We start from the raw sequence: 23,086 nt of genomic DNA, 5'->3' as shown, positions 1-23,086 counted from the left end.
TCAGGCTCCCGCGGTCGCGGTCTGTGTGAAGCGGACGTAGCCGTTGGCGTCGAGTTCGTCGGCCAGCTCGGAGCCACCCTCGGCCACGATGCGGCCGCCCACGAACACGTGCACGAACTGCGGCTGGATGTAGCGCAGGATCCGGGTGTAGTGGGTGATCAGCAGGATGCCGCCGTTCTCGCGCTCCTTGTAGCGGTTGACGCCCTCGGAGACGATGCGCAGCGCATCGACGTCCAGACCCGAGTCGGTCTCGTCGAGGATGGCGATCTTAGGCTTGAGCAGGCCCAGCTGCAGGATTTCGTGGCGCTTCTTCTCACCACCGGAGAAGCCCTCATTGACACTGCGGTCGGCGAATGCGGCGTCGATCTCCAGCTCGCCCATCGACTCCTTGACTTCCTTGACCCAGTGGCGCAGCTTCGGGGCCTCGCCGCGCACGGCGGTGGCGGCGGTGCGTAAGAAGTTCGACATGGACACACCCGGCACCTCCACCGGGTACTGCATCGCCAGGAACAGGCCGGCGCGGGCACGCTCATCGACGGACATGGCCAGCACGTCCTCGCCGTCGAGGGTGATCGAACCCTGCGTCACCGTGTACTTCGGGTGCCCGGCGATAGCGTAGGACAGAGTGGACTTGCCCGAGCCGTTCGGACCCATGATGGCGTGGGTCTCGCCCGAGTTCACGGTGAGGTTCACGCCCTTGAGGATCTTGATGGGCTCGCCGTTCTCGTCGGGATTGGCGACTTCGGCGTGCAGGTCCTTGATTTCGAGGGTGGTCATTGCATTCCTTCTGGGCTGGTGGAGGTTTCGGGCTGCCAGGACGCGCCGGCGCTAGGCACCGATGGCGGCGAGTTCGGCCTCGATGGCCGACTCCAGCCGCTCCCGGATCTCGACGACCGCGATCTTCTGGATGATCTCGTGGAAGAAGCCACGAACCACCAGACGGCGGGCGGCCTCCTCCGGAATACCGCGAGCACGCAGGTAGAACAGCTGCTCGTCATCGAATCGGCCCGTCGCCGAGGCGTGTCCGGCGCCCAGGATCTCGCCGGTCTCGATCTCGAGATTGGGCACCGAATCGGCACGAGCGCCGTCGGTGAGAACCAGATTACGGTTGGCCTCATAGGTGTCGGTGCCCTCGGCCTCCGCGCGGATCAGCACATCGCCGACCCAGACGGTGTGCGCGTCGGGCTTGGCCGACCTCGGATCGCCCTGCAGCGCACCCTTGTACAGCACATTCGACTTGCAGTGCGGCTGCGCGTGGTCGACCAGCAGGCGCTGCTCGAAATGCTGTCCGTCGTCGGCGAAGTACAGGCCGAGCAGTTCGGCGTCGCCACCCGGACCGTCGTAGCGCACGGTCGCGGTCAGGCGAACCAGGTCGCCACCGAGGGTGACATCGGTGTGCCGCAGGACGGCGTCACGGCCCAGCTTGGCGTGATGGGCCGTGACGTGCACGGCGTCGTCGGCCCAATCCTGAACGGCCACCACGGTCAGCTTGGCGCTGTCGCCGAGCACGAATTCGACGTTCTCCGCGTAGGTTCCGCTGCCCCGCTGATCGATCACCACGGTCGCAGCCGCGAAGTTGCCGAGCCGGATCTGCAGGTGGCCGAAGGCGGTCTTGTCCGCGCCGGGGCCGGTGACCCGGACGACGACCGGACGGTCAACCTCGGTTTCGGCGCCGACCGACACCACAGTCGCCTGCTCGAAACCCGAATAGGCCTGGGCGGCAACACGATCGGTGGGCACGCCGCCTTCGCCGAGACGCTTGTCGTCACGGCCGACGGTCTCGACGGTCACGCCGTCGATGGCCGAGCCGTCGACAGCGGCGACCTCGATCCCGGCCCGGCCGTCACGCGTCGCGGTGCCGTCGTGCAGGCCACGCAGCCGGCGCAGCGGAGTGAACCGCCACACCTCGTCGTGCGCCGAAGGCACCTCGAATGCGGCCACGTCGAACGACGCGAACAGCTCACCCTTGTTGACAGCCGGGACGCGGGCCTCACCCGCGACAGCAACATTGTTCATGGGAATACCGGCAGTGTTGATTTGCTCGTTCGCAAACTCACTCACTAGCCGACCGCTCCTTCCATCTGCAGCTCGATGAGCCGGTTCAGTTCCAGCGCGTATTCCATCGGCAGTTCCTTGGCGATGGGCTCGACGAAGCCGCGCACCACCATCGCCATCGCCTCGTCCTCGGTCATGCCGCGGCTCATCAGGTAGAACAACTGATCCTCGGACACCTTCGAGACGGTGGCCTCGTGGCCCATCGTCACGTCGTCCTCACGGATGTCGACGTAGGGGTAGGTGTCGGACCGGCTGACCGTATCCACCAGCAGCGCATCGCATTTCACGGTCGACTTGGAACCGTGCGCACCCTTGTTGACCTGAACCAGGCCACGGTAGGAGGCCCGGCCGCCACCACGCGCCACCGACTTCGACACGATGGTCGACGAGGTGTGCGGCGCCAGGTGCAGCATCTTGGCACCGGTGTCCTGGTGCTGGCCCTCACCGGCGAACGCCACCGAGAGCACCTCACCCTTGGCGTGCTCACCGGTCATCCACACCGCGGGGTACTTCATGGTGACCTTGGAGCCGATATTGCCGTCGATCCACTCCATGGTCGCGCCCGCGCCCGCCTTGGCCCGCTTGGTGACCAGGTTGTAGACGTTGTTCGACCAGTTCTGAATCGTGGTGTAGCGGCAGCGGCCACCCTCCTTGACGATGATCTCCACGACCGCGGAGTGCAGCGAGTCCGACTTGTAGATCGGCGCGGTACAACCCTCGACGTAGTGCACGTAGGCGCCCTCGTCGACGATGATCAGCGTCCGCTCGAACTGGCCCATGTTCTCGGTGTTGATCCGGAAGTAGGCCTGCAGCGGGATGTCGACGTGCACACCCGGCGGCACGTAGATGAAGGAGCCGCCCGACCACACCGCGGTGTTCAGCGCGGAGAACTTGTTGTCACCGGCCGGAATCACCGATCCGAAGTACTGCTGGAAGATCTCCGGGTGCTCGCGCAGGCCGGTGTCGGTGTCGAGGAAGATCACGCCCTGCGACTCCAGGTCCTCGCGGATCTGGTGGTAAACGACCTCCGACTCGTACTGCGCGGCCACACCGGCCACCAGCCGCTGCTTCTCCGCCTCCGGGATGCCCAGCTTGTCGTAGGTGTTCTTGATGTCCTCGGGAAGATCTTCCCAGCTCTCGGCCTGCTTCTCGGTCGAGCGCACAAAGTACTTGATGTTGTCGAAGTCGATGCCCTCGAGGTTGGAGCCCCAGTTCGGCATCGGCTTGCGGTCGAAGATGCGCAGCGCCTTGAGGCGGATGTCCAGCATCCACTCGGGCTCGTTCTTCTTCGCCGAGATGTCGCGGACGACGTCCTCGGACAGGCCGCGCTTGGCGCTGGCGCCGGCGATATCCGAATCCGCCCAGCCGTAGCCGTAGGTACCCAGCGAGGCGATGGTCTCCTCTTGGGTCAGGGCCTGGTTCTGGGGCGCATCGGATTCACGGCTCGCCGCGGTGGTCGACGTCATTCGGCACTCCTTCCGGAGTCGTTTCGAGCTGCCGTTGCGGGCTGTGCAACGGCGCGGGTGGCGGGCTGAGCATTGCTCGTCGGGGAATTGCTCGTCGGGGGAACGGACAGGGGTACGTGGGTGGTGCAGGCGCAGTCGCCGTTGGCGATGGTCGCGAGCCGCTGCACGTGGGTTCCGAGCAGCTCGCGAAACGCCTCGAGTTCGGCGGCGCACAGTTCCGGGAACTCCTCGGCCACGTGCGAGACCGGGCAGTGATGCTGGCATATCTGCACGCCGGAGCCGACCTTGCGGGTGGTGGCGGCGAATCCGGCATCGCTGAACGCCTCGGCGATCTCCTCTGCCTTCTCCGAGGTGGCGGCCGGGGTGTGCTGAGCCAGGCGATCGATTCCGGCGACGATCACCCCCACGCGGCGCCGGGCGAAATCCATGATCGCGTTGTCGCCGCCGATCTCGCGCAGCTGCCGCATCGCGGCTCCGGCCAGATCGTCGTAGGCGTGGCCGAGCCGGCCGCGACCGGCGGCGGTCAGCTGGAACTGCTTGGCGGGACGGCCGCGGCCCTGCTGTTGCCACGGCGCCGACCGCATGGCCCGGGCCTCGCCGGATTCGATGAGCGCGTCGAGATGACGGCGCACACCGGCCGGGCTCAGGCCCAGCCGACGCCCGATGGCGGTCGCGGTGATCGGACCCTCTTCCAGCAGCAGCTGGACGACGGCCGCGCGGGTATGCCCCTCACCGGCGGCGGCCGCGGGCGCGGTGGAAGGCCGGGCGCCCTGCTGACGCTCGGTATTCACCTCGTTCTCCCGCAAACCCACGGTTTTCACAACATCAGTGTGACGGAATTATTTCCCGCATTCTAGTAAGGGTGCCCTGAATCTCTCCCGAATACGGCTCCGACCTGGGCATCGAACCTCAGTGCAATATGTCACGGCCTGCGCCGCGACGTTGCGATCGGCCCCGCGCTCACCCCGGCTACGCTTGACCTCCGTGGCGGTTGTGGAAGGCGTATGGCGTAAGAGCATCGAGATCGGACGCCGGGCCCTGGGCCTGGACGTCCCGCCCGCCGATCACACCATCGCCGTGCTACACACCGTCGAGGCCGACGCGCCAGGTCTGGACAGCCGGGAAACCGCGCAGTTCAAGCGCATCCGGCTGCTCGGCGCCACCGGCTCGGTGCTCATGGCGATCAGCGCGCTGGGCGTCGCCGCCCAGCCGGTACTGCAGAATCCGGTGTCCGGAGTCCGGGTGATCGGCGTGTTCGCACGCTGGCAGACCTCGTCGCTGGCGCTGTGCATGATCGGCACGGTCTTCGTGGTGATGGCGTGGCTGCTGCTCGGCCGTTTCGCCGTCGGCGGTTTCGGCGGCTCCCCCGTTCATCGGCTCAGTCGCTCGCAGCTGGATCGCACGCTGCTGCTGTGGATCATCCCGCTGTCGGTGGCGCCGCCACTGTTCTCCAACGACGTCTATTCGTATCTGGCACAGGGCGAGATCGCGGCTCGCGGCCTCGATCCGTACGCGGTCGGCCCGGCCACCGGCCTGGGCTTGCACAATGTGCTGACCTACAACGTGCCCAACATCTGGCGCGACACTCCCGCCCCGTACGGGCCGCTGTTCGTCTGGATGGGCCGCGGAATCGCACATGTGACCGGCGACAACATCATCGTCGGCGTGTGGGCACATCGGTTGCTGGCCCTGGCTGGGGTGGCTCTGATCGTCTGGGCGCTGCCGCGGCTGTCGCGGCGCTGCGGAGTCGCGCCGGTCAGCGCGCTGTGGCTGGGCGCGGCCAATCCGCTGGTGCTGTTCCACCTGGTCGGCGGCGTGCACAACGACGCGCTGATGCTCGGTCTGATGCTGGCCGGTGTCGAGTTCTGCCTGCGCGCGCTGGCCACCGACCACGCGCCCGGGCTGGGCGGATTCGATCAGCGCGGCTGGCTGATGCTGATCTTCGGAACCGTGGTCATCGCGCTGTCGTCGTCGGTGAAGCTCCCCTCGATCATCGCGCTCGGATTCGTCGGCATGGCACTGGCCCGGCGTTGGGGTAGCGGATGGCGACAGCTACTGGCCTCAGCAAGCCTGCTCGGCGCGATCGCCATCGTGACCACGCTTTTCGTGGGTTACGTCTCCGATCTCGGGTTCGGCTGGATCCACACCCTCAACGCCGCCAGCACGGTTCGCAGCTGGATGTCGCTGCCAACTGCCATCGGAATTGTCACTGGATTCGGAGGAGTGCTATTGGGTCTTGGTGATCATACGACCGCCCTATTGAGCATCACCCGGCCGATCGCGGGCGTGATCATGGCGTTCATCGTCCTGCGGATGCTCATCGCGACCTGGACCGGACGATTGCAGCCGGTCGGGGCGATGGGTGTCTCCTTGGCGGCCGTCGTGCTGCTGTTCCCCGTGGTCCAGCCGTGGTATCTGCTGTGGGCGATCGTGCCGCTCGCCGCGTGGGCCACCACTCCCGCGTTCCGGGTACCGGCCGTGACGTTCTCCGCGGTCGTGAGCGTGATGCTGATGCCGCGCGGCGCCGATTTCGGGGTGTTCCAGATCATCGAGGCGGCGGTCGCCGTGGTCGTCGTCGCGCTCGGATTTATCGTGGTGACCCGGAACCTGCTGCCGTGGCGTAACCGGACAGGGGTGTCTGCTCCGTCACAGCCGGGCCCGGCATACGGTGTCACATCGTGAGCGCAGCCTCGGAACCCGCTGTCTGTATCGACGGTGTCGTGAAACGCTACGGCGACACCACCGCCGTGGACGGTATCGCTTTCGAGGTCGGGCGCGCGGAGGTGCTGGCGCTACTGGGGCCCAACGGCGCCGGGAAGACCACCACCGTCGAGATGTGCGAGGGGTTCCTCTCCCCCGACGCCGGTTCGGTGCGGGTGCTCGGGCTGGATCCGGTCGCCGATTCGGATCGCCTGCGCCCGCGCATCGGTGTGATGCTGCAGGGCGGCGGGGCCTATCCGGGCTCGCGGGCCGGCGAGATGCTCGATCTGGTCGCCTCCTACGCCGCCGATCCGCTCGATCCGCAATGGCTGCTCGACACCCTAGGTCTGCACGACGCTCGCCGCACCCCGTATCGGCGACTCTCCGGTGGTCAGCAGCAGCGGCTCGCGCTGGCGTGCGCGCTGGTGGGGCGTCCCGAGTTGGTCTTCCTCGACGAGCCCACGGCCGGGATGGACGCGCAGGCCCGGCATCTGGTGTGGGAGCTGATCGATGCGCTGCGCCGCGACGGCGTCGGCATTCTGCTCACCACGCACATGATGGACGAGGCCGAACAGCTGGCGGACCGGCTGGTGATCATCGATCACGGCCGTATCGTCGCCGCCGGTACCCCGGCCGAGGTGACCTCTGCCGGCGCCGAGGGACAGCTACGTTTCAGCGCGCCGCCGAAACTCGACCTGTCTCTGCTGGAGAGCGCACTGCCGGAGGGGTTCGCACCCAGCGAGACCGCGCCCGGCTCCTATCTGCTGTGCGGCGACATCACCCCACAGGTGCTGGCCACCGTGACCGCCTGGTGCGCGCGAATCGACGTGCTGCCCACCGATATTCGCATCGACCAGCGTCGCCTGGAGGATGTGTTCCTCGAACTGACCGGACGGGAGCTGCGCGGATGACCCGGACTGCCCCTCGTTTCCCCCCCGGCACCTTCAGCCCCGCGCCGCGGCCGGCCCCGCGCCTGGCGATGCTGACCGCGCAGACCCGCATGGAACTGATCCTGTTGCTGCGCAACGGCGAGCAGCTCCTGCTCACCATGTTCATCCCGATCACGCTGCTGATCGGGCTGACCCTGCTGCCGCTGGGCTCGAGCCTCGGCGAGCACCACAAGGTCGACCGGATCGTGCCGGCGGTGATGATGGTGGCGATCATGTCCACCGCGTTCACCGGCCAGGCCATCGCGGTCGGCTTCGACCGCCGCTACGGTGCACTGAAACGGTTGGGCGCCACGGCATTACCGCGCTGGGGCATCGTCGGCGGCAAATGCGCGGCGGTGCTGATCGTGGTGGTCCTGCAATCGGTTCTGCTCGGGCTGATCGGTGTCGCGCTGGGCTGGCGGCCCTCGATCGGCGGCCTGCTGCTGGGCGCGCTCGTGATCGCGCTGGGCACCGCCACCTTCGTCGCGATGGGACTGCTGCTGGGCGGTACTCTCAAGGCCGAGATCGTGCTCGCGCTCGCCAACATCCTGTGGTTCGTGATGCTGGGAGTCGCGAGCCTTGTCTTCGCCTCCGACAACCTCCCGCACGCGGTGACGCTGATCGCGCGATTGATCCCTTCCGGAGCGCTGGCCGAGGCACTGGACCAGGCGTTGCACACCAGCGTGGACTGGTACGGCATCGCGGTGCTCGTGGTGTGGGGCGCGATGACAGGCTGGCTGGCCACGCGCTGGTTCCGCTTCGACTGAAGCACCGGGCCCGACCCGGATGTGACGGCAACGACACAACGTAGTAGCCCCCGTGCGGGCGCGGATTCGGCTGCGTCTACGATCGTTTCGTGCTGTCACGCGCGTTTGTGCGACTCGTCGACTTCCTGCCGCTGCCCTCCCTGCGGGTGCAGCGCATCATCGCGTTGGCGGTGATCCTGTCCCAGGCGGGCATCTCCGTGACCGGCGCAATCGTGCGCGTCACCTCTTCCGGCCTGGGCTGCCCGACCTGGCCGCAATGCTTCCCCGGCAGTTTCACACCCACCGCCCATGCCGAAGTTCCGGCGATCCACCAGGCGGTCGAATTCTCCAATCGCATGCTCACCTTCGCGGTGACGCTGTGCGCGGCGCTGATCGTGCTCGCCGTGGTGCGCGCCCGGCGGCGGCGCGAGGTCGTCGTCTATGCCTGGCTGATGCCCGGTGGCACCGTCCTGCAGGCCGTGATCGGCGGTATCACCGTGCGCAGCGGATTGCTGTGGTGGACGGTGTCGGTCCACCTGCTGGCCTCGATGCTGATGGTGTGGCTGGCGACGCTGTTGTTCGCGAAGGTCGGCGAACCCGACGCCGGGGTCGACGTCGTGCAGGTCCCGGCACCCTTGCGCTGGCTGACCGCGCTGAGCGCGGTCGCGATGACCGGCACACTCATCGCGGGCACCCTGGTCACCGGCGCCGGACCGCACGCCGGGGACAAGAGCACCGAACGGCCGGTGGCTCGCCTGCAGATCGAGATCGTCACTCTGGTGCACGCCCACGCCGAATTGCTCGTGGCCTATCTGGCGCTGCTCGTCGGCCTCGGCTTCGGCCTGGCCGCGGTGGGGATGACCCGCGCGATCCGGGTGCGTCTGATCGTGGTGATCGCCACGGTCTGCGCCCAGGCACTGGTCGGTATCGTCCAGTACTTCACCCACGTTCCCGCGGCGCTGGTCGTCGTCCACGTCGGCGGCGCCACCGCGTGCATCGTCGCGACGGCCGCGTTGTGGGCCTCGATGCGCACCCGCGAACAGGTCACCGCGCCTGCCCCCGAAGCGGCCGCCCACGCCGCCTGAACCGGGCGTGCTCGCTGCCATCTTCACGTCCCGGCAACTCGACCTCGCCGCTGTCATCGGAGAACATCAGGTTGTCCAAGCGGTAATCGACGTGGACCGCCGCATTCGCCTGCGCACCGGGCATCCGCGATCTGCTCGCCCTGCCGCGCCGGCGCGAGATCGTCGAGCAGCTGGGTGAATTCCGCTCCGGCACCGGCGAATTCGGCGAAATGACAGGTGGGCACCCGCACCGAGACGGTGGGTGCGATCTCGGTCCGCCGCGGATGCGACATAATTTCCTCATGCCGACCTACGCCTACCGCTGCCGGGAATGTACGGAATCGTTCGAACTGAACCGGCCGATGAGCGAATCCGGCGACCCGGCTGTCTGCCCGGGTGGCCACAGCGACACCGTCAAACTGCTCACCACGGTCGCCGTGACCGGTAAAGCCGCGGGGTCGGCCGCCGCAACGCCCGCCCCGGCCGGCGGCGATTGCTGCGGGGGCGGCTGCTGCGGCTGATCGCCGGTCAGACGCGGTCGGCGATCAGCGCGCGTCCCATTCCGTAGACGCGGGACTGGCGGGCCGGCACGCCGAGTTGGCGCGCCACCTCGATCAGCTCCACGTCCGCGGTGACCGTAAGCTCGTACCGCGTTGTCAGCGCGGCCATTTCCGCCGGCGACCACGCCGATACGTGCGGTTCGTCCGCGAGCGGATCCCGCCCACCGGACAGCTTGCTGAACAGGCGCATACCGGCACGGCCGAGTCCGGCGAGGCGGTTCGGGGTGGGATAGGTCGCGATCAGCCGACTGCCGGGCGCGCTGCGGGCGGCGACGACGGCCAGCGTCGATTCGACCTGCGGCTGCGTCAGATACGGCAGGACGCCCTCCCAGACCCACGTGGTCGTCGCATCCGCGCGATGGCCCGCCTCGGTCAGTCGCGCCCTCAGGTCGTCGCGCCCGAATTCCACCGGCACATAGGTCAGCGACTTCGCAACCGGAACCAGCGTGCCCACCCGTGCACGTTTATCCCGTTGCGAGGCAGGATGATCCACCTCGAAGACGTCGGCGGCGGGTTCGTCCGTCCGCCAGGCCCGCCCGTCGAGTCCGGCGCCGAGAAGCACCAGTTGCGCGGCGGACGCCTCGCGAATCGCCTCGTCGATGACGACGGTGCGGGTCGCGAGTACGGCGGCCGTGGCGGTGAGCATCTCGTATTCGAGCCGCTCCCGCCAGCCGCCGGGGGGCTGCTCGGCTCGTGCGCGCCGCACCGCCGCCCGTTCGTCGTCATGAAGTAGCCGCGCTGCGATGGGATCCGAGAATCGCCCGACCGCCAGTCGCCCGTCGGCCACCGCCCGGCCCTGACAGACCAGTACCGCGGTCCGGCTCGCCGCTTTATCCGTCACGCCATCGATTATGGTCGGGCGCCGCTCAGGCAGTGGCGTTCGGCCCGATCCATTCCGCGACACGCCGGTCGACTCCCCCGGTGGCCAGCTGACTCGCCAGCCAGGAGTTCACCATCAGCGCGGTCGGCACATCGTTCTTCGGCAGCAGGAACACCTTGCCGAAGGAGTCGAACGGTGTCTCCGGATGCAGGACCCGCAGGTCGGGATGCTGCCGCACGCGGTAGCGGCCCTCCACCGAATCGGTCACGAATACGTCCGCGCGACCGGCGGTGATCTGATCGAAAATGGTGACGTTGTCGGGCCATACCGTCAGCTGCGCATCCGGGAAATGCGCGCGCGCGAACTGTTCGTTGGTGCCGCCGCGGTTGACGATCACCCGAACCTGCGGCTGATCGATCTGCTCGATCGTCGCGTACTTCCCGGCGTCGGCGGCACGCACGATCGGGGTCTTGCCGTCGGTGCCATAGCTCAGCGAGAAGTCGGCGTAAGAGCGCCGGGCCGCAGCATCGGATATTCCGCCTACCGCGAGATCGCAGGCGTGCGCGGAGAAATCGCTGCCCATCGACGCCCAGCTGGTCGGCACGAATCGCAGCGGGCGTCCCAGCAGCTGCGCCATGTCGCGGACCAGGTCGATGTCGATGCCGCGGTAGCCGCCGTGCCCGTCGGTCACCGAATAGGGCGGGTAATCACCGGTGGTGCAGACCCGCACCGCCGCAGGGTCCTCCGCGCGCGCCGGAGCGATCATCGTCAGGACCGCGGCCGCACCGGCTGCCGCGGCGGCGATCAGCCGATGCCGCAGAACCATCTCAGTTCTCGTTGCGCGCCTTCGGGAACCGGGTCTGGTGGGCGACCCAGCCGGCCATCCGCGCCCAATGTCCCTTCGCAGGGTTGGCGGCCGAGCTCAGATCGCGATCCCAGTGCTCGGTTTCGGCGAGGCCGTCGACGGCCTCGACCACGGCCTTGGCTGTGGCCAGGTCCGCGACGACTCGATCGCCGAGCACACCGTCGGCGCCGACGAGGGTGATGCGGACCCCGATGCGCCCGATCGGCTGCAGCACGGCCGTACCCGAACCACCGTGGGCGGCGACGAACTTCTTGACCGACTCGATGACGGCGGACGACGGCGTGACCGGGGCCGCGGTGGCGGTTTCGCTCATGGCGTGGAGTTTACCGTCCGGTAGGGATCACCCGACCGCCCTACCGGTGTTCGTGGCGCGAGGGGGTGTAGAACTGAAAGCCATGCGCGCCATTCAGGTCAGCGAACACGGCGGTCCCGAAGTTCTCGTCGCGACCGAGGTCGACGACCCGGTCATCGGGCCGAATCAGCTGCTCGTCGATACCGACGCGGCCGGTGTCAATTTCATCGACACCTATATCCGCACCGGCACCTACCCGCAGGAGGTGCCTTACATCCCGGGTTCCGAGGGCACGGGTGTGGTTGCCGAAGTCGGTTCCGCGGTGACCGATTTCACCGTCGGCGATCGGGTCGCGTGGGCCGCCGCCCCCGGAAGTTATGCGGAGAAGGTCGCGGTGAACGCGGCGGTGGCGGTGGCCGTGCCGGACGGCGTGCCGCCGGCGGTGGCGGCCTCGGCACTGCTGCAGGGCATGACCGCGCACTACCTGATCGAATCGGTGTACAAGCCGCAGCCGGGCGAGACGATTCTGGTCCACGCCGGTGCCGGCGGCGTCGGGCTCCTGCTGACCCAGCTGGCCGCCGCCCGCGATATCCGGGTGATCACCACGGTGTCCACCGACGCGAAGGAGGAGTTGTCCCGCGAGGCCGGCGCCGCACATGTGCTGCGCTACGGCGACGACCTCGCTCAGCGCGTGCGCGATCTCACCGACGGCGTCGGGGTGGCCGCGGTGTACGACGGGGTGGGCGCGGCGACGTTCGAGGCGAGCCTGGCGGCACTGCGCATCCGCGGCATGCTGGCGCTGTTCGGCGCCGCCAGCGGTCAGGTGCCGCCGTTCGATCTGCAGCGGCTCAATCCGGCCGGCTCACTGTTCGTCACGCGCCCGACCCTCGCCCACTACACGCGCGATCGCGCCGAATTGACCTGGCGCGCCGGCGATGTCCTCGACGCCGTCGCCGGCGGGACACTCCGGGTGCGGATCGGCGCCGAGTATCGGCTCGCCGACGCCGCGCAGGCACATCGCGATCTGCAGGCCCGCAAGACCACCGGGTCGATCGTGCTCGTGCCCTGAACGCTCAGTAGTCGCGGCCGGTGAGCCCCGGTAGACGAATCGGGTCAGCCCGGCCACCGCCTGCTCGTCGCCGATCGCGAGAACACCCTCCTCGACCGCCTCCAGCAGTGCCCGGATCAGCAGGAACCTCATCGCCACGCTGATGTCCGGGGTGCTCGGCAGGCAGAGCCCGGCCGCGTCGAAACCGTCGACGTGGTCGACGACCTCCTCGAGTTGACCGGCCGTGAACCGGTTGGCCAGCCGCGCGAACTCTTCGTCGACCAGTGCCGCCTGCGTCACCGCCCGCAGTACCGGCCAATGGCGGCGGGCGAAGCGCCAGTACTGCTCGATATGGAATTCCACGGCCGCCGGCTTGGTGAAATCGGGATCGTGCGCACTCGCCTCGGCCGACGTATCCCCTTCGGCGGCAAAGTCTCCAGCAGCGCCTGCAGTAGTTGTTCCTTCCCGTCGAAGTGGTTGTAGAACGATCCGGCCGACCGTCCGGCCGCCGCGGTGATGTCGGTGATCTTGGTGTTCAGATAGCCGCGTTCGGCGAACAGCCGGCGCGCGGCGGGTTTTCCTGGCCGGCGATGCCGCGCACGTCCATCCGCCCACCGGTGGGCAGGGGATGAACACCAGTATCCAAGACGCCTACCACCTGGGCTGGAAACTGGCCGCCGCGCTCGACGGCGACCTCGGCCCGCTCGAAACCTACGAGCCCGAACGCCGGGGCGTCGCACAGCGGGTACTCGGCATCAGCACGGCACTGCTCGATAAACATCTGGAGGGACACGAGGACGCGATGCACCGTGGCACCGACACCCACCAGCTCGACATCAGCTACCGCGATGCGGCCGACACCGCCCGGCTCAGCGCCGGCGACCGTGCGCCCGACGCTCCGCTGCGGCGCGGCGACGGCAGCGCGCTGCGCCTGTTCGACCTGTTCCGGGGCCCGCACGCGACCCACCTGACCTTCGGCGCGCCCGCCTCGGCCACAGAAGACGCCGGGGTGCGGGCGTATTCGATCGTCACGCCCGGCCATCGGCCCGAACCCGATCAGCTGATCGCCGTCGACGGCCACGCCTTCACCGACTACGCGGCCACCGCAGGCACGCAGGTACAGGTGCGCCCGGACGGATACCTCGCCTGGCATCGGCAGGGGTGACCCGCCGCGGACCCGGGCCGGCCCATGGTGGATGATCTGTGCTGCCGCCCAAGCCGATTCGCCCGCTTCGCCGTACCGTCGTACGGTGGTCGGGCGGTCGCTCGGGGCGGCCGGCAGAACAGGCATCGGTCAGGGGTTGATCCAGATGTTGGTGAAGGTTCGCAACGACGACCCGTCGCGGCTGTCCAATTCCGAACGGACGGTGGCGAACTGGCTGAAAACCTGGACCGGCACACACGCGTTACCCGGTATCGCGGTGGTCGCGGCCGGCGCCGCCGACGCGATCGTCTGGACGCCCAAGACCTGCGTGGTCGTCGTGATCAAGGACTTCACCGAACGGGCGAGCGGCACGCTCACCGTCTCCGGGTACCGGCCCTGGACCATCGACGACCGCATCGCGCCGCTGGCCGGAACCGAGGCCGGAACCGAACCGATGACCGAGATCCGCGCCCGCACCGGTGAGATCGCCGAACTGTTGCGCGGCGCCCCCGGCCGGGAGCGGGTCGGGGTGACCGGCATGGTGCTGGTCATGCCGCAATTGAGCAGCCGGGTCGCACTGGAAAAGGGTGATCTCCCAGACGGTATCGATGTCGTCCTCGGCGATGGTCCCGCGGCGTTGCGCACCTATTTCAGCCGGATCACCGCGGACGCACCCGACACCTGGGATGCGACGCAGGTCGGCCAGGCACTGGCCGCGCTCGGATTCGCCGCGGCCGCAACGCATTCCGATCTCACCGCGGAGGGCTTTCCCGCGCGGCTGGACCGCACTCCCCCGCCGCCGAACCCCGTACCGACCCGCGGCCCGAAACCACCGGCGGGGGCGCCCATTCCCGGGCCGCGCCCGGCCGGTGCCCCGGTCGCCGCCGCCGCGCCGATGTCGCCGGGTGGTGGGCCGGTATCGATGGCTCGCCCGAATCCGGCGCCGCAGCCCGCGCCCGGCCCCGTCCCCCAGCCCGTGGCCGCAGCCGTTTCGGGCCCCGGAGGGCCCGCGCCGGCCTATGGGCAGAACCAGCAACCCTATTCGGTGCCCTTCGATCCGCGCCCACCCGCCGCCCCGCCCCGGCGCAGCCGCAACCGCAGCCTGGTACCACTGGTTCTGCTGGGCGTTCTCGTCGTGGTGCTGGCCTTGGCGGCCATGTGCACCGCGGGCGGCGGTTCCGGGTCCGGCCCCAGCCACGCACCCGCCACCGGTCACCCCACCACGACGACCACCTCGCACTACACCCCGGCGCCGGAACGCACCGTGCCGCCCTCGACACCCGGGCACGCGTGCTACCCGTTCCAGCCCGGCTGCCCCTGAGCCGCGAACCTACGGGCTGCCAGGTTCTACGGCGACAGGTGATCCAACAGCTCGGCTCCCCGGTTGTGCCCTGGGAACGCGGCGCATCGTGACCGCGTACCGCCTCGAACTACGAGCGATACGCGCCTATTCGATGTGGCGGATCATGGGCTCAGGGCCGGGCCCGAAGCGATATCAGCCGAACAGCGTCGAGCCGATGGTGTGCCAACCGAGGACCGAGTCCACGGCCAGACCGCAGAACACCACGGCGAGGTAGTTGTTGGACTGCAGGAACAGCCGCAGCGGCTTGACCGACGCCCCTCGGCGCACGCCGGAGTACAGCTGATGCGCCATCAGCAGGAACCAGGCGCCGGCGACGATGGCGACCGCCGCGTACACGACACCCGTCGCCGGAATCAGGGCCAGGGTGGCGAGCACAGTCAGCCAGGTGTAGATCACGATCTGCTTGGTGACGGCGCGCTCGGTCGCCACCACCGGCAGCATCGGCACACCGGCCGCGCGGTAGTCGTCCTTGTAGCGCATGGCCAGCGCCCAGGTGTGCGGCGGCGTCCAGAAGAAGATCACCGCGAACAGAGCGACCGCGGGCCAGCCGATGGTTCCGGTGACCGCCGACCAGCCGACCAGTGCGGGCATACAGCCCGCCGCGCCGCCCCACACCACGTTCTGCGAGGTCCGGCGCTTGAGGCCGAGGGTATAGACGAAAACGTAGAACAGGATCGTCGCGACCACGAGCAGGCCCGAGAGCAGATTCGCCTGCCACCACAACCACGCGAACGAGCCGGCACCGAGAGCCACACCGAAGACGAACGCGTTGCGGGTCGGCACCGCCTCGCGCGCCAGCGGACGCTTCGACGTGCGCTTCATGACCTTGTCGATATCGGCGTCGGCAACACAGTTGAGGGTGTTGGCACTGGCCGCACCCATCCAGCCGCCGAACAGGGTGGCCACGATCAGCCGGATGTCGACATGGCCGCGGTCGGCCAGCAGCATCGTCGGGATGGTGGCTACCAGCAGTAGCTCGATGACCCGCGGTTTGGTCAGCGCGATGTAGGCGAGCACCCGGCGGGTCAGCTTCGACAGCGGGCCGCTGCCCTGGACACGGTCGGCGAGCGCCGTCGCGGAGGAGCCATGCGCATCACCCGGCTGTTGCCCAATCCGCACTGTCTCTCCTCGCAGGTGGTGCATCGATCCGGTAGGGAAGCAACGGTTTCGGCGGCGTGGCGGGCCTCCCGCGCGCAGCCGTTTCCGCTGTCACCGCAGAGCGCGGCGCGGGCGGCGCAGCCTCTACTACAGACGATGGTAGACCCCCGCGTGGTGTGCTCCGGCACCCACCCGCCGCCAAACCGCCCGTGCCGCAGGCGATCGGCCCCGGCACGACCCGGACGCGAGCGCCACGTCACATATCCGCCGTCGGCCGCTGTGTGGAATCGCCGCGGCCGGTCACGGCGGCGGCTGTGATCGTTCACCGTAACCCCGCGCACCAGCATGGGGTGCGGGCGAAGGGTCCCCACTCACGGCGATCAGGCGACCTCTAGGGTGGTGGGTACAGCCCGCAAGCCGCCGTTGTACACACACGAGAAGGTCAGGAGAACCTCGGTCGTGTCAGTCACAGACGACATCCGCGCCCTCACCCAGCCCGCACATCCGGCCGACTGGACCGAACTGGACACCAGAGCCGTCGACACCGTCCGTGTCCTGGCCGCCGACGCGGTGCAGGCCGCCGGCAACGGTCACCCCGGCACCGCGATGAGCCTGGCACCGCTGGCCTACACCCTCTACCAGCGGGTCCTGCGCTACGACCCGAGCGATCCGGATTGGACCGGCCGCGACCGGTTCATCCTCTCCTGCGGACATTCCAGCCTGACCCAGTACATCCAGCTGTACCTGTCCGGGCTGGGCCTGGAACTCGACGACCTGAAGCACCTGCGCAAGTGGGGATCGCTGACCCCGGGCCACCCGGAGTTCCGCCACACCAAAGGCGTGGAGATCACCACCGGCCCGCTCGGCCAGGGCCTGGCCTCGGCGGTCGGCATGGCGATGGCCGCCCGGCGCGAGCGCGGTCTCTACGACCCGTCCGCCGCGACCGGCGCCAGCCCGTTCGACCACTTCGTCTACGTCATCGCCTCCGACGGCGATATCGAAGAGGGCGTCACCTCGGAGGCCTCCTCGCTGGCCGGCACGCAGCAGCTGGGCAATCTGATCGTCTTCTACGACGACAACCGGATCTCCATCGAGGACGACACGTCCATCGCGCTGACCGAGGACACCGCCGAGCGCTACCGCGCCTACGGCTGGCATGTGCAGGTCGTCGAGGGCGGTGAGAACGTCACCGGCATCCTGGAGGCGGTCGAGGCCGCCAAGGCCGTCACAGACAAGCCGTCGTTCATCCTGCTGCGCACGATCATCGGCTATCCGGCGCCGAACAAGATGAACACCGGCGCCGCGCACGGCGCCGCCCTGGGCGCCGACGAGGTGGCCGCCACCAAGGAGATCCTGGGCTTCGATCCGGGCCAGAGCTTCGTCGTCGACGACGAGGTCATCGCCCACACCCGCGGCAACGCCGCCGAACGCGCCAAGGCCGCCCGCGCCGCCTGGCAGGAGCAGTTCGACGCGTGGGCGCAGGCCAACCCGGAGAACAAGGAGCTGTTCGACCGCCTGCGCGAGCGCCGGCTGCCGAAGGGCTGGACCGAGGGCCTGCCCTCGTTCGAGCCCGACGCCAAGGGCATGGCCACCCGTAAGGCCTCGGGCAAGGTCCTGGCCGCGCTGGCGCCGGTGCTCCCGGAGCTGTGGGGCGGTTCGGCCGACCTGGCCGAGTCGAACAACACCACCATGCCGGGCGTGCCGAGCTTCGGCCCGGCGTCGATCTCGACGGGTATGTGGAAGGCCGAGCCCTACGGCCGCACCCTGCACTTCGGTGTGCGTGAGCACGCGATGGGGTCGATTCTCAACGGCATCGCCCTGCACGGCCCGACCCGGCCCTACGGCGGCACCTTCCTGGTGTTCTCCGACTACATGCGCCCGGCGGTCCGGCTGGCCGCGCTCATGCGGGTGCCGGCCATCTACGTCTGGACCCACGACTCCATCGGCCTGGGTGAGGACGGCCCCACCCACCAGCCGATCGAGCACGTCGCCGCCCTGCGCGCCATTCCCGGCCTGAACGTCGTCCGCCCCGGCGACGCCAACGAGACCGTGTACGCGTGGCGTACCATCCTGGAGCTCGAAAGCGCCGAGCAGCATTCGCATTTCGTGCCCGCCGACCACCCGCACACCGACGGCCCGTCGGCGCTGGCGCTGACCCGCCAGGACGTGCCCACGCTGGAGGGCACCAGCTACGAGGGCGTCTCTCGCGGCGGCTACATCCTCGCCGAATCCTCCACCGGCACACCGCAGGTGATTCTGATCGCCACCGGTTCCGAACTTCAGCTCGCCGTCGCCGCGCGCACTACGCTGGAGGAGCAGGGCATCGGCACCCGCGTGGTGTCCATGCCGTGCGTGGAATGGTTCGACGCGCAGGAACAGTCCTACCGCGACGAGGTGCTGCCGCCGCAGATCACCGCCCGCGTCACGGTCGAGGCCGGTGTCGCGATGCCGTGGCACCGCTTCACCGGCAGCGACGGTGAGAACGTTTCGATCGAGCACTTCGGTGCCTCGGCCGACTTCAAGACCCTGTTCCGCGAATTCGGCATCACCGCCGAAGCCGTCGTCGACGCCGCGAAGCGCTCACTCGACAAGGTGAAGGGATAACCAATGGCACAGAACGAGAATCTCGCCGCACTGTCGCAAGCCGGCGTGTCGGTGTGGCTCGACGACCTGTCACGCAACCGGATCCGCTCGGGCAATCTCGCCGACCTCGTCGCCACCCGCAGCATCGTCGGCGTGACCACCAACCCGACCATCTTCCAGGCCGCGCTGAGCGAAGGCCACGCCTACGACGACCAGGTCAAGGACCTGGCCGCCCAGGGGGCCGATGCCGACGCCGCGATCCGCACGATCACCACCGACGACGTCCGCTCGGCCTGCGACGTGCTGGCCGAGGTCTTCGAAGCGACCGGCGGCGTGGACGGGCGGGTCTCGATCGAGGTCGACCCGCGGCTGGCCTTCGACACCGACAAGACCGTCGCGCAGGCGGTCGAGCTGTGGAAGATCGTCGACCGGCCGAATCTGTTCATCAAGATTCCGGCCACCGAGGAGGGCCTGCCCGCGATCACGCGCGTGATCGCCGAAGGGATCAGCGTCAACGTCACGCTGATCTTCTCGGTGCAGCGCTACCTCAGCGTGATGGGCGCCTATCTGGACGGCCTGCGCAAGGCGCGCATCGCCGGCCACGACCTGGCCCGCATCCATTCGGTCGCGTCGTTCTTCGTCTCCCGCGTGGACACCGAGATCGACAAGCGGCTCGAGCAGATCGGTTCCGACGAGGCGCTGGCCTTGCGCGGTAAGGCCGGGATCGCCAACGCGCGCTTGGCCTATGCCGCCTACCAGGACGTGTTCGACGGAGGTAATCACACCTCGACCTACTCGAATCTGGCCTCGTCCGGGGGTAACCGGCAGCGGCCGCTGTGGGCGTCGACGGGCGTGAAGAACCCGGACTACCCCGACACCATGTACATCACCGAACTGGTGGCGCCGAATACGGTCAACACGCTGCCGGAGAAGACCCTCGAGGCGTTCGCCGACCACGGCGAACTGCGCGGGGACACGGTGTCGGGCACGGCGGCCGACGCGCAGGGCGTGTTCGACGCGCTCACCGGTGTCGGAATCGACCTCGACGACGTGTTCGCCGTCCTCGAGCGCGAAGGTGTCGAGAAGTTCGAGAAGTCGTGGGACGAGTTGCTCACCGCGACCACCGCCGAGTTGAAGAGCACCGGAAGCAACTGACCGCGATGGCCGGCCAGAAGAAGACGGCCGCCCCGGGGAATCCGCTGCGCGAGGAGCGCGACAAGCGGCTTCCCCGGATCGCCGGCCCGTGCAGCATGGTGATCTTCGGGGTCACAGGTGACCTGTCACGCAAGAAACTGATGCCGGCCATCTACGACCTCGCGAACCGGGGGCTGCTGCCACCCGGTTTCGCGCTGGTCGGGTTCGCTCGGCGCGATTACGCCGACGAGGATTTCGCTCAGGTTGTCCTCCAGGCGGTCAAGGAGAATGCGCGCACCCCGTTCCGGCAGGAGGTGTGGGAACAGCTGTCGGAAGGTATCCGCTTCGTGCAGGGCACCTTCGACGACGACGACGCCTTCGGCACGCTCGCGCAGACGCTGAAGAAGCTGGACGCCGAACGCGGCACCGGCGGCAACCACGCCTTCTACCTGTCGATTCCGCCGAACGCGTTTCCGGTTGTGCTGGAACAGCTTTCGCGCACCGGGCTGGCGAAGCCGCCGGACCCGGGTCAGGGCAAACGGCAGCCGTGGCGGCGGGTGGTGATCGAAAAGCCCTTCGGTCACGACCTGCAGAGCGCCCAGGAGCTCAATGCCCTGGTCAACCGGGTGTTCCCCGAGGAGACGGTCTTCCGTATCGACCACTACCTCGGCAAGGAGACGGTGCAGAACCTGCTGGCGCTGCGGTTCGCGAACGAACTGTTCGAGCCGATCTGGAACGCCAACTTCGTCGACCATGTGCAGATCACGATGGCCGAGGACATCGGATTGGGCGGGCGCGCAGGCTATTACGACGGCATCGGCGCCGCCCGCGACGTCATCCAGAACCATCTGCTGCAGCTGCTGGCGCTGACGGCGATGGAGGATCCGGTCAACTTCCAGCCGCGGCAGCTGCAGATCGAGAAGATCAAGGTGCTCTCGGCGACGAAGCTGGTCGAACCGCTGGAGGAGACCACCGCCCGCGGCCAGTACGCGGCCGGCTGGCAGGGCAGCGAACGCGTGGTGGGGCTGGCCGAGGAGGAGGGTTTCGATCCGCATTCGCGCACCGAGACCTACGCCGCCATCACGCTGAACGTCGACACGCGCCGCTGGGCAGGCGTGCCGTTCTACCTGCGCACCGGAAAGCGTCTGGGGCGCAGGGTCACCGAGATCGCGGTCATGTTCAAGCGGGCCCCGCATCTGCCCTTCGATCAGACCATGACCGAGGAGCTGGGCCAGAACGCGCTCGTCATCCGGGTGCAGCCGGATGAGGGCATCACCATGCGGTTCGGGTCGAAGGTGCCCGGATCGAGTATGGAAGTCCGCGACGTCAACATGGATTTCAGCTACGGCGAATCCTTCACCGAATCCTCGCCCGAGGCCTACGAGCGGCTCATCCTGGATGTGCTGCTGGGCGAGCCATCGCTGTTCCCGGTCAACGAGGAGGTCGAATTGGCGTGGCGCATCCTCGATCCCGTACTCGATCATTGGGCCGAGGGCGGTAAACCCGAGTGCTACGAGTCAGGCACCTGGGGTCCGGCCTCGGCCGACGAGATGCTCGCCCGCACCGGGCGGGAATGGCGGCGGCCATGATCGTGGACATGCCCGACACCAGCACCCGCGACGTGACCAAACGCCTGGTCAGCCTGCGCGAGTCCAACGGTGTGATCGCCATGGGCCGGGTGCTCACGCTGGTGGTGTGCACGCTGGACTCCTCGGAGGCCGAGGACGCCATCGACGCCGCCAACGACGCCAGCCGCGAACACCCCTGTCGCGTGATCGTGCTCGCGCGCGGCGACCGGTTCGCCGATACCAAACTCGACGCCCAGATCCGGGTCGGCGGCGACGCCGGGGCGGCCGAGGTGATAGTGCTGCGGCTGCAGGGCGAGCTGGTCAACAACGAGAGCAGCGTGGTCATCCCGTTCCTGCTACCCGACACTCCGGTGGTGGCGTGGTGGCCGCGCGGTGCGCCGGAGTTTCCATCTCGGGATTCGGTGGGGCGCTTGGCGATTCGCCGGATCACCGATTCGACCTATGCTCCCGACCCGCGTGCGGCGATCACCCGGCGGCTGGACTCCTACGCGCCGGGCGACACCGATCTGGCGTGGAGCCGGATCACGTTCTGGCGGGCGCTGCTGGCCTCCGCGCTCGACGTGCCGCCATATGAGCCGATCCAATCGGTCACCGTGTCGGGCCTGGCCGAAGAACCCGCACTCGACATTCTGGCGGGATGGCTGGCGGCGAAACTGGACTGCCCGATCCGGCGGCAGACTGGAGAGTTGAAGGTCGTGCTGCACCGGGCGTCGGTATCGGTCGGCATCGAACGTCCGCAGACGGGCCGCACGGCGACCCTGACGCGCACCGGCGAGCCCGACCAGCGGTTCGCGCTCGCCCGTCGCGAGACCAAGGACTGCCTGGCGGAGGAGCTGCGGCGGCTCGACGCCGACGAGGTCTACGCCGAGGCACTGGCCGGAATCGGGAAGGTGATCTATGAGTAAGCCGGAGATCGCGGTCTTTGCCGATCACGACGAACTGGTGCGGGCAGCAGCCGTGCGGTTCGTGCAGGTGGTTACCAGGGCTCAGGCCGAGCGTGGTTCGGCATCGGTGGTTCTCACCGGCGGTGGCACCGGGATCGCCCTGCTGGAGCAGGTGCGGCACGCACCCGGCGCGATCGACTTCGGTCGCCTGGACGTGTTCTGGGGCGACGAGCGGTTCGTCCCCGCGGGCGATGCCGAACGCAACGAATTGCAGGCACGCGAGGCGTTGCTGGATCACGTGCCGGTCGACCCGGCGCGGGTGCATCCGGTCGCGACCTCCGACGGGGAGTACCCGGATCCGGTCGAGGCCGCCGCGGAGTATTCGGCGGCGGTGCACGCCCATCTGGCCGAGCACGGCGCATTCGACCTGCATCTGCTCGGCATGGGTGGCGACGCGCATGTGAACTCGCTGTTCCCGCATTCCGCGGCCGTGGCGGAGGAACACGAACTCGTTCTCGCCGTGACCGATTCACCGAAGCCGCCGCCGGTGCGCGTCACCCTGACCCTGCCCGCGGTCGCCCGCGCGCGGCACGTGGTTCTGGTGGTCGGCGGCGAGGCCAAGGCCGACGCTGTGGCCCAGGCGGTGGGCGGCGCCCCCGCGCTGGAGATCCCGGCGGCCGGGGCGCACGGCAGCGAAACCACGACCTGGATGGTGGACGAGGCCGCGGCCGCGAAACTGCCCTGAA

General features: G+C 68.6%; 22 protein-coding genes. 14 read left to right on the top strand and 8 right to left on the bottom strand.

What is annotated here, in order from left to right; genetic code table 11:
- From sufC to C5E41_RS16165, 4 genes are read right to left on the bottom strand one after another with little or no spacing between them, the layout of a single operon-like run.
- Positions 1 to 777, bottom strand: coding sequence for a Fe-S cluster assembly ATPase SufC (gene sufC, locus C5E41_RS16180; protein WP_062963710.1), 777 nt, complete (start codon positions 775 to 777; stop codon positions 1 to 3).
- A gap of 51 nt (positions 778 to 828) precedes the next feature.
- Positions 829 to 2,016 (bottom strand): Fe-S cluster assembly protein SufD, encoded by a 1,188-nt coding sequence (gene sufD, locus C5E41_RS16175; protein WP_104376676.1) that lies wholly within the window; start codon positions 2,014 to 2,016, stop codon positions 829 to 831.
- A gap of 44 nt (positions 2,017 to 2,060) precedes the next feature.
- Positions 2,061 to 3,521, bottom strand: a complete 1,461-nt coding sequence (gene sufB, locus C5E41_RS16170) for a Fe-S cluster assembly protein SufB (RefSeq protein WP_104376642.1) — start codon at positions 3,519 to 3,521, stop codon at positions 2,061 to 2,063.
- Entirely contained in the window at positions 3,518 to 4,312 is a 795-nt protein-coding gene (locus C5E41_RS16165; protein ID WP_258081016.1) for a helix-turn-helix transcriptional regulator, read from the bottom strand. The genes sufB and C5E41_RS16165 overlap by 4 nt, the downstream gene beginning before the upstream one ends.
- A 193-nt stretch (positions 4,313 to 4,505) precedes the next feature.
- Here C5E41_RS16165 and mptB point away from each other — a divergent pair, with 193 nt between their 5' ends.
- From mptB to C5E41_RS16135, 5 genes are all read left to right on the top strand, one after another.
- The gene (gene mptB / locus C5E41_RS16160; RefSeq protein ID WP_104376640.1) at positions 4,506 to 6,203 is read left to right on the top strand and encodes a polyprenol phosphomannose-dependent alpha 1,6 mannosyltransferase MptB; all 1,698 of its coding nucleotides are present in this window, start codon (positions 4,506 to 4,508) and stop codon (positions 6,201 to 6,203) included.
- The gene (locus tag C5E41_RS16155) at positions 6,200 to 7,132 is read left to right on the top strand and encodes an ABC transporter ATP-binding protein (RefSeq protein ID WP_063013291.1); all 933 of its coding nucleotides are present in this window, start codon (positions 6,200 to 6,202) and stop codon (positions 7,130 to 7,132) included. Before mptB ends, C5E41_RS16155 begins: the two co-directional genes overlap by 4 nt.
- Positions 7,129 to 7,917, top strand: a complete 789-nt coding sequence (locus tag C5E41_RS16150; RefSeq protein WP_104376639.1) for an ABC transporter permease — start codon at positions 7,129 to 7,131, stop codon at positions 7,915 to 7,917. The genes C5E41_RS16155 and C5E41_RS16150 overlap by 4 nt, the downstream gene beginning before the upstream one ends.
- Positions 7,918 to 8,006: 89 nt before the next feature.
- Positions 8,007 to 8,981, top strand: a complete 975-nt coding sequence (locus C5E41_RS16145; RefSeq protein WP_104376638.1) for a COX15/CtaA family protein — start codon at positions 8,007 to 8,009, stop codon at positions 8,979 to 8,981.
- Between the two features lie 281 nt (positions 8,982 to 9,262).
- Positions 9,263 to 9,481 (top strand): FmdB family zinc ribbon protein, encoded by a 219-nt coding sequence (locus tag C5E41_RS16135; protein WP_104376636.1) that lies wholly within the window; start codon positions 9,263 to 9,265, stop codon positions 9,479 to 9,481.
- Between the two features lie 7 nt (positions 9,482 to 9,488).
- Here C5E41_RS16135 and C5E41_RS16130 read toward each other — a convergent pair whose 3' ends face one another.
- Genes C5E41_RS16130 through C5E41_RS16120 form a run of 3 tightly spaced genes read right to left on the bottom strand, consistent with a single transcriptional unit; the run spans position 9,489 to position 11,518 of the window.
- Positions 9,489 to 10,361, bottom strand: coding sequence for a class I SAM-dependent methyltransferase (locus C5E41_RS16130; RefSeq protein WP_219823174.1), 873 nt, complete (start codon positions 10,359 to 10,361; stop codon positions 9,489 to 9,491).
- Positions 10,362 to 10,386: 25 nt separating this feature from the next.
- Complete coding sequence (locus C5E41_RS16125; protein WP_104376635.1) at positions 10,387 to 11,166, bottom strand: transporter substrate-binding domain-containing protein; 780 nt, start codon at positions 11,164 to 11,166, stop codon at positions 10,387 to 10,389.
- Position 11,167: 1 nt separating this feature from the next.
- Positions 11,168 to 11,518, bottom strand: a complete 351-nt coding sequence (locus C5E41_RS16120) for a hypothetical protein (RefSeq protein ID WP_104376634.1) — start codon at positions 11,516 to 11,518, stop codon at positions 11,168 to 11,170.
- An 82-nt stretch (positions 11,519 to 11,600) separates the two neighbouring features.
- Here C5E41_RS16120 and C5E41_RS16115 point away from each other — a divergent pair, with 82 nt between their 5' ends.
- The 4 genes from C5E41_RS16115 (at position 11,601) to C5E41_RS16100 (ending at position 15,010) form a co-directional block, all read left to right on the top strand.
- Positions 11,601 to 12,566, top strand: coding sequence for a quinone oxidoreductase family protein (locus C5E41_RS16115; RefSeq protein WP_104376633.1), 966 nt, complete (start codon positions 11,601 to 11,603; stop codon positions 12,564 to 12,566).
- Positions 12,567 to 12,758: 192 nt separating this feature from the next.
- Complete coding sequence (locus C5E41_RS35745) at positions 12,759 to 13,028, top strand: hypothetical protein (RefSeq protein ID WP_308706052.1); 270 nt, start codon at positions 12,759 to 12,761, stop codon at positions 13,026 to 13,028.
- A 97-nt stretch (positions 13,029 to 13,125) separates the two neighbouring features.
- A complete protein-coding gene (locus C5E41_RS16105; protein WP_104376632.1) occupies positions 13,126 to 13,710 on the top strand; it encodes an FAD-dependent monooxygenase in 585 nt (194 codons plus the stop codon).
- A 145-nt stretch (positions 13,711 to 13,855) separates the two neighbouring features.
- Complete coding sequence (locus C5E41_RS16100; protein ID WP_104376631.1) at positions 13,856 to 15,010, top strand: hypothetical protein; 1,155 nt, start codon at positions 13,856 to 13,858, stop codon at positions 15,008 to 15,010.
- A gap of 174 nt (positions 15,011 to 15,184) precedes the next feature.
- Here the strand turns inward: C5E41_RS16100 and C5E41_RS16095 are convergent, their stop codons facing one another.
- Positions 15,185 to 16,171 (bottom strand): heme o synthase, encoded by a 987-nt coding sequence (locus tag C5E41_RS16095; protein ID WP_030518428.1) that lies wholly within the window; start codon positions 16,169 to 16,171, stop codon positions 15,185 to 15,187.
- A 438-nt stretch (positions 16,172 to 16,609) separates the two neighbouring features.
- Between C5E41_RS16095 and tkt the strand changes: the two genes are divergently transcribed.
- Genes tkt through pgl form a run of 5 tightly spaced genes read left to right on the top strand, consistent with a single transcriptional unit; the run spans position 16,610 to position 23,085 of the window.
- Positions 16,610 to 18,754: a transketolase gene (gene tkt / locus C5E41_RS16090; protein ID WP_104376630.1), complete on the top strand. Its 2,145-nt coding sequence runs from the start codon at positions 16,610 to 16,612 to the stop codon at positions 18,752 to 18,754.
- 3 nt (positions 18,755 to 18,757) lie between these two features.
- Entirely contained in the window at positions 18,758 to 19,888 is a 1,131-nt protein-coding gene (gene tal / locus C5E41_RS16085; RefSeq protein ID WP_104376629.1) for a transaldolase, read from the top strand.
- A gap of 5 nt (positions 19,889 to 19,893) precedes the next feature.
- Complete coding sequence (zwf, locus tag C5E41_RS16080) at positions 19,894 to 21,456, top strand: glucose-6-phosphate dehydrogenase (protein WP_104376628.1); 1,563 nt, start codon at positions 19,894 to 19,896, stop codon at positions 21,454 to 21,456.
- The gene (gene opcA, locus C5E41_RS16075; protein WP_181063268.1) at positions 21,453 to 22,361 is read left to right on the top strand and encodes a glucose-6-phosphate dehydrogenase assembly protein OpcA; all 909 of its coding nucleotides are present in this window, start codon (positions 21,453 to 21,455) and stop codon (positions 22,359 to 22,361) included. The genes zwf and opcA overlap by 4 nt, the downstream gene beginning before the upstream one ends.
- Positions 22,354 to 23,085, top strand: coding sequence for a 6-phosphogluconolactonase (pgl, locus tag C5E41_RS16070; protein WP_104376626.1), 732 nt, complete (start codon positions 22,354 to 22,356; stop codon positions 23,083 to 23,085). The genes opcA and pgl overlap by 8 nt, the downstream gene beginning before the upstream one ends.
- Position 23,086 lies beyond the last annotated feature (1 nt).

Source organism: Nocardia nova (assembly GCF_002933465.1).
Classification (GTDB): domain Bacteria; phylum Actinomycetota; class Actinomycetes; order Mycobacteriales; family Mycobacteriaceae; genus Nocardia; species Nocardia nova_B.
The sequence above is the reverse complement of the archived record's forward strand: the minus strand, read 5'-3'. Positions and strand labels throughout refer to the sequence as shown.

Excerpts from the sequence above, each read along its gene's own strand:
- tal (WP_104376629.1), top strand. The coding sequence starts at position 18,758 with ATGGCACAGAACGAGAATCTCGCCGCACTGTCGCAAGCCGGCGTGTCG.
- C5E41_RS16135 (WP_104376636.1), top strand. The coding sequence starts at position 9,263 with ATGCCGACCTACGCCTACCGCTGCCGGGAATGTACGGAATCGTTCGAA.
- opcA (WP_181063268.1), top strand. The coding sequence starts at position 21,453 with ATGATCGTGGACATGCCCGACACCAGCACCCGCGACGTGACCAAACGC.
- sufB (WP_104376642.1), bottom strand. The coding sequence starts at position 3,521 with ATGACGTCGACCACCGCGGCGAGCCGTGAATCCGATGCGCCCCAGAAC.
- C5E41_RS16125 (WP_104376635.1), bottom strand. The coding sequence starts at position 11,166 with ATGGTTCTGCGGCATCGGCTGATCGCCGCCGCGGCAGCCGGTGCGGCC.
- sufD (WP_104376676.1), bottom strand. The coding sequence starts at position 2,016 with ATGAACAATGTTGCTGTCGCGGGTGAGGCCCGCGTCCCGGCTGTCAAC.
- sufC (WP_062963710.1), bottom strand. The coding sequence starts at position 777 with ATGACCACCCTCGAAATCAAGGACCTGCACGCCGAAGTCGCCAATCCC.
- C5E41_RS16150 (WP_104376639.1), top strand. The coding sequence starts at position 7,129 with ATGACCCGGACTGCCCCTCGTTTCCCCCCCGGCACCTTCAGCCCCGCG.
- C5E41_RS16120 (WP_104376634.1), bottom strand. The coding sequence starts at position 11,518 with ATGAGCGAAACCGCCACCGCGGCCCCGGTCACGCCGTCGTCCGCCGTC.
- pgl (WP_104376626.1), top strand. The coding sequence starts at position 22,354 with ATGAGTAAGCCGGAGATCGCGGTCTTTGCCGATCACGACGAACTGGTG.
- C5E41_RS16115 (WP_104376633.1), top strand. The coding sequence starts at position 11,601 with ATGCGCGCCATTCAGGTCAGCGAACACGGCGGTCCCGAAGTTCTCGTC.
- zwf (WP_104376628.1), top strand. The coding sequence starts at position 19,894 with ATGGCCGGCCAGAAGAAGACGGCCGCCCCGGGGAATCCGCTGCGCGAG.
- C5E41_RS16100 (WP_104376631.1), top strand. The coding sequence starts at position 13,856 with ATGTTGGTGAAGGTTCGCAACGACGACCCGTCGCGGCTGTCCAATTCC.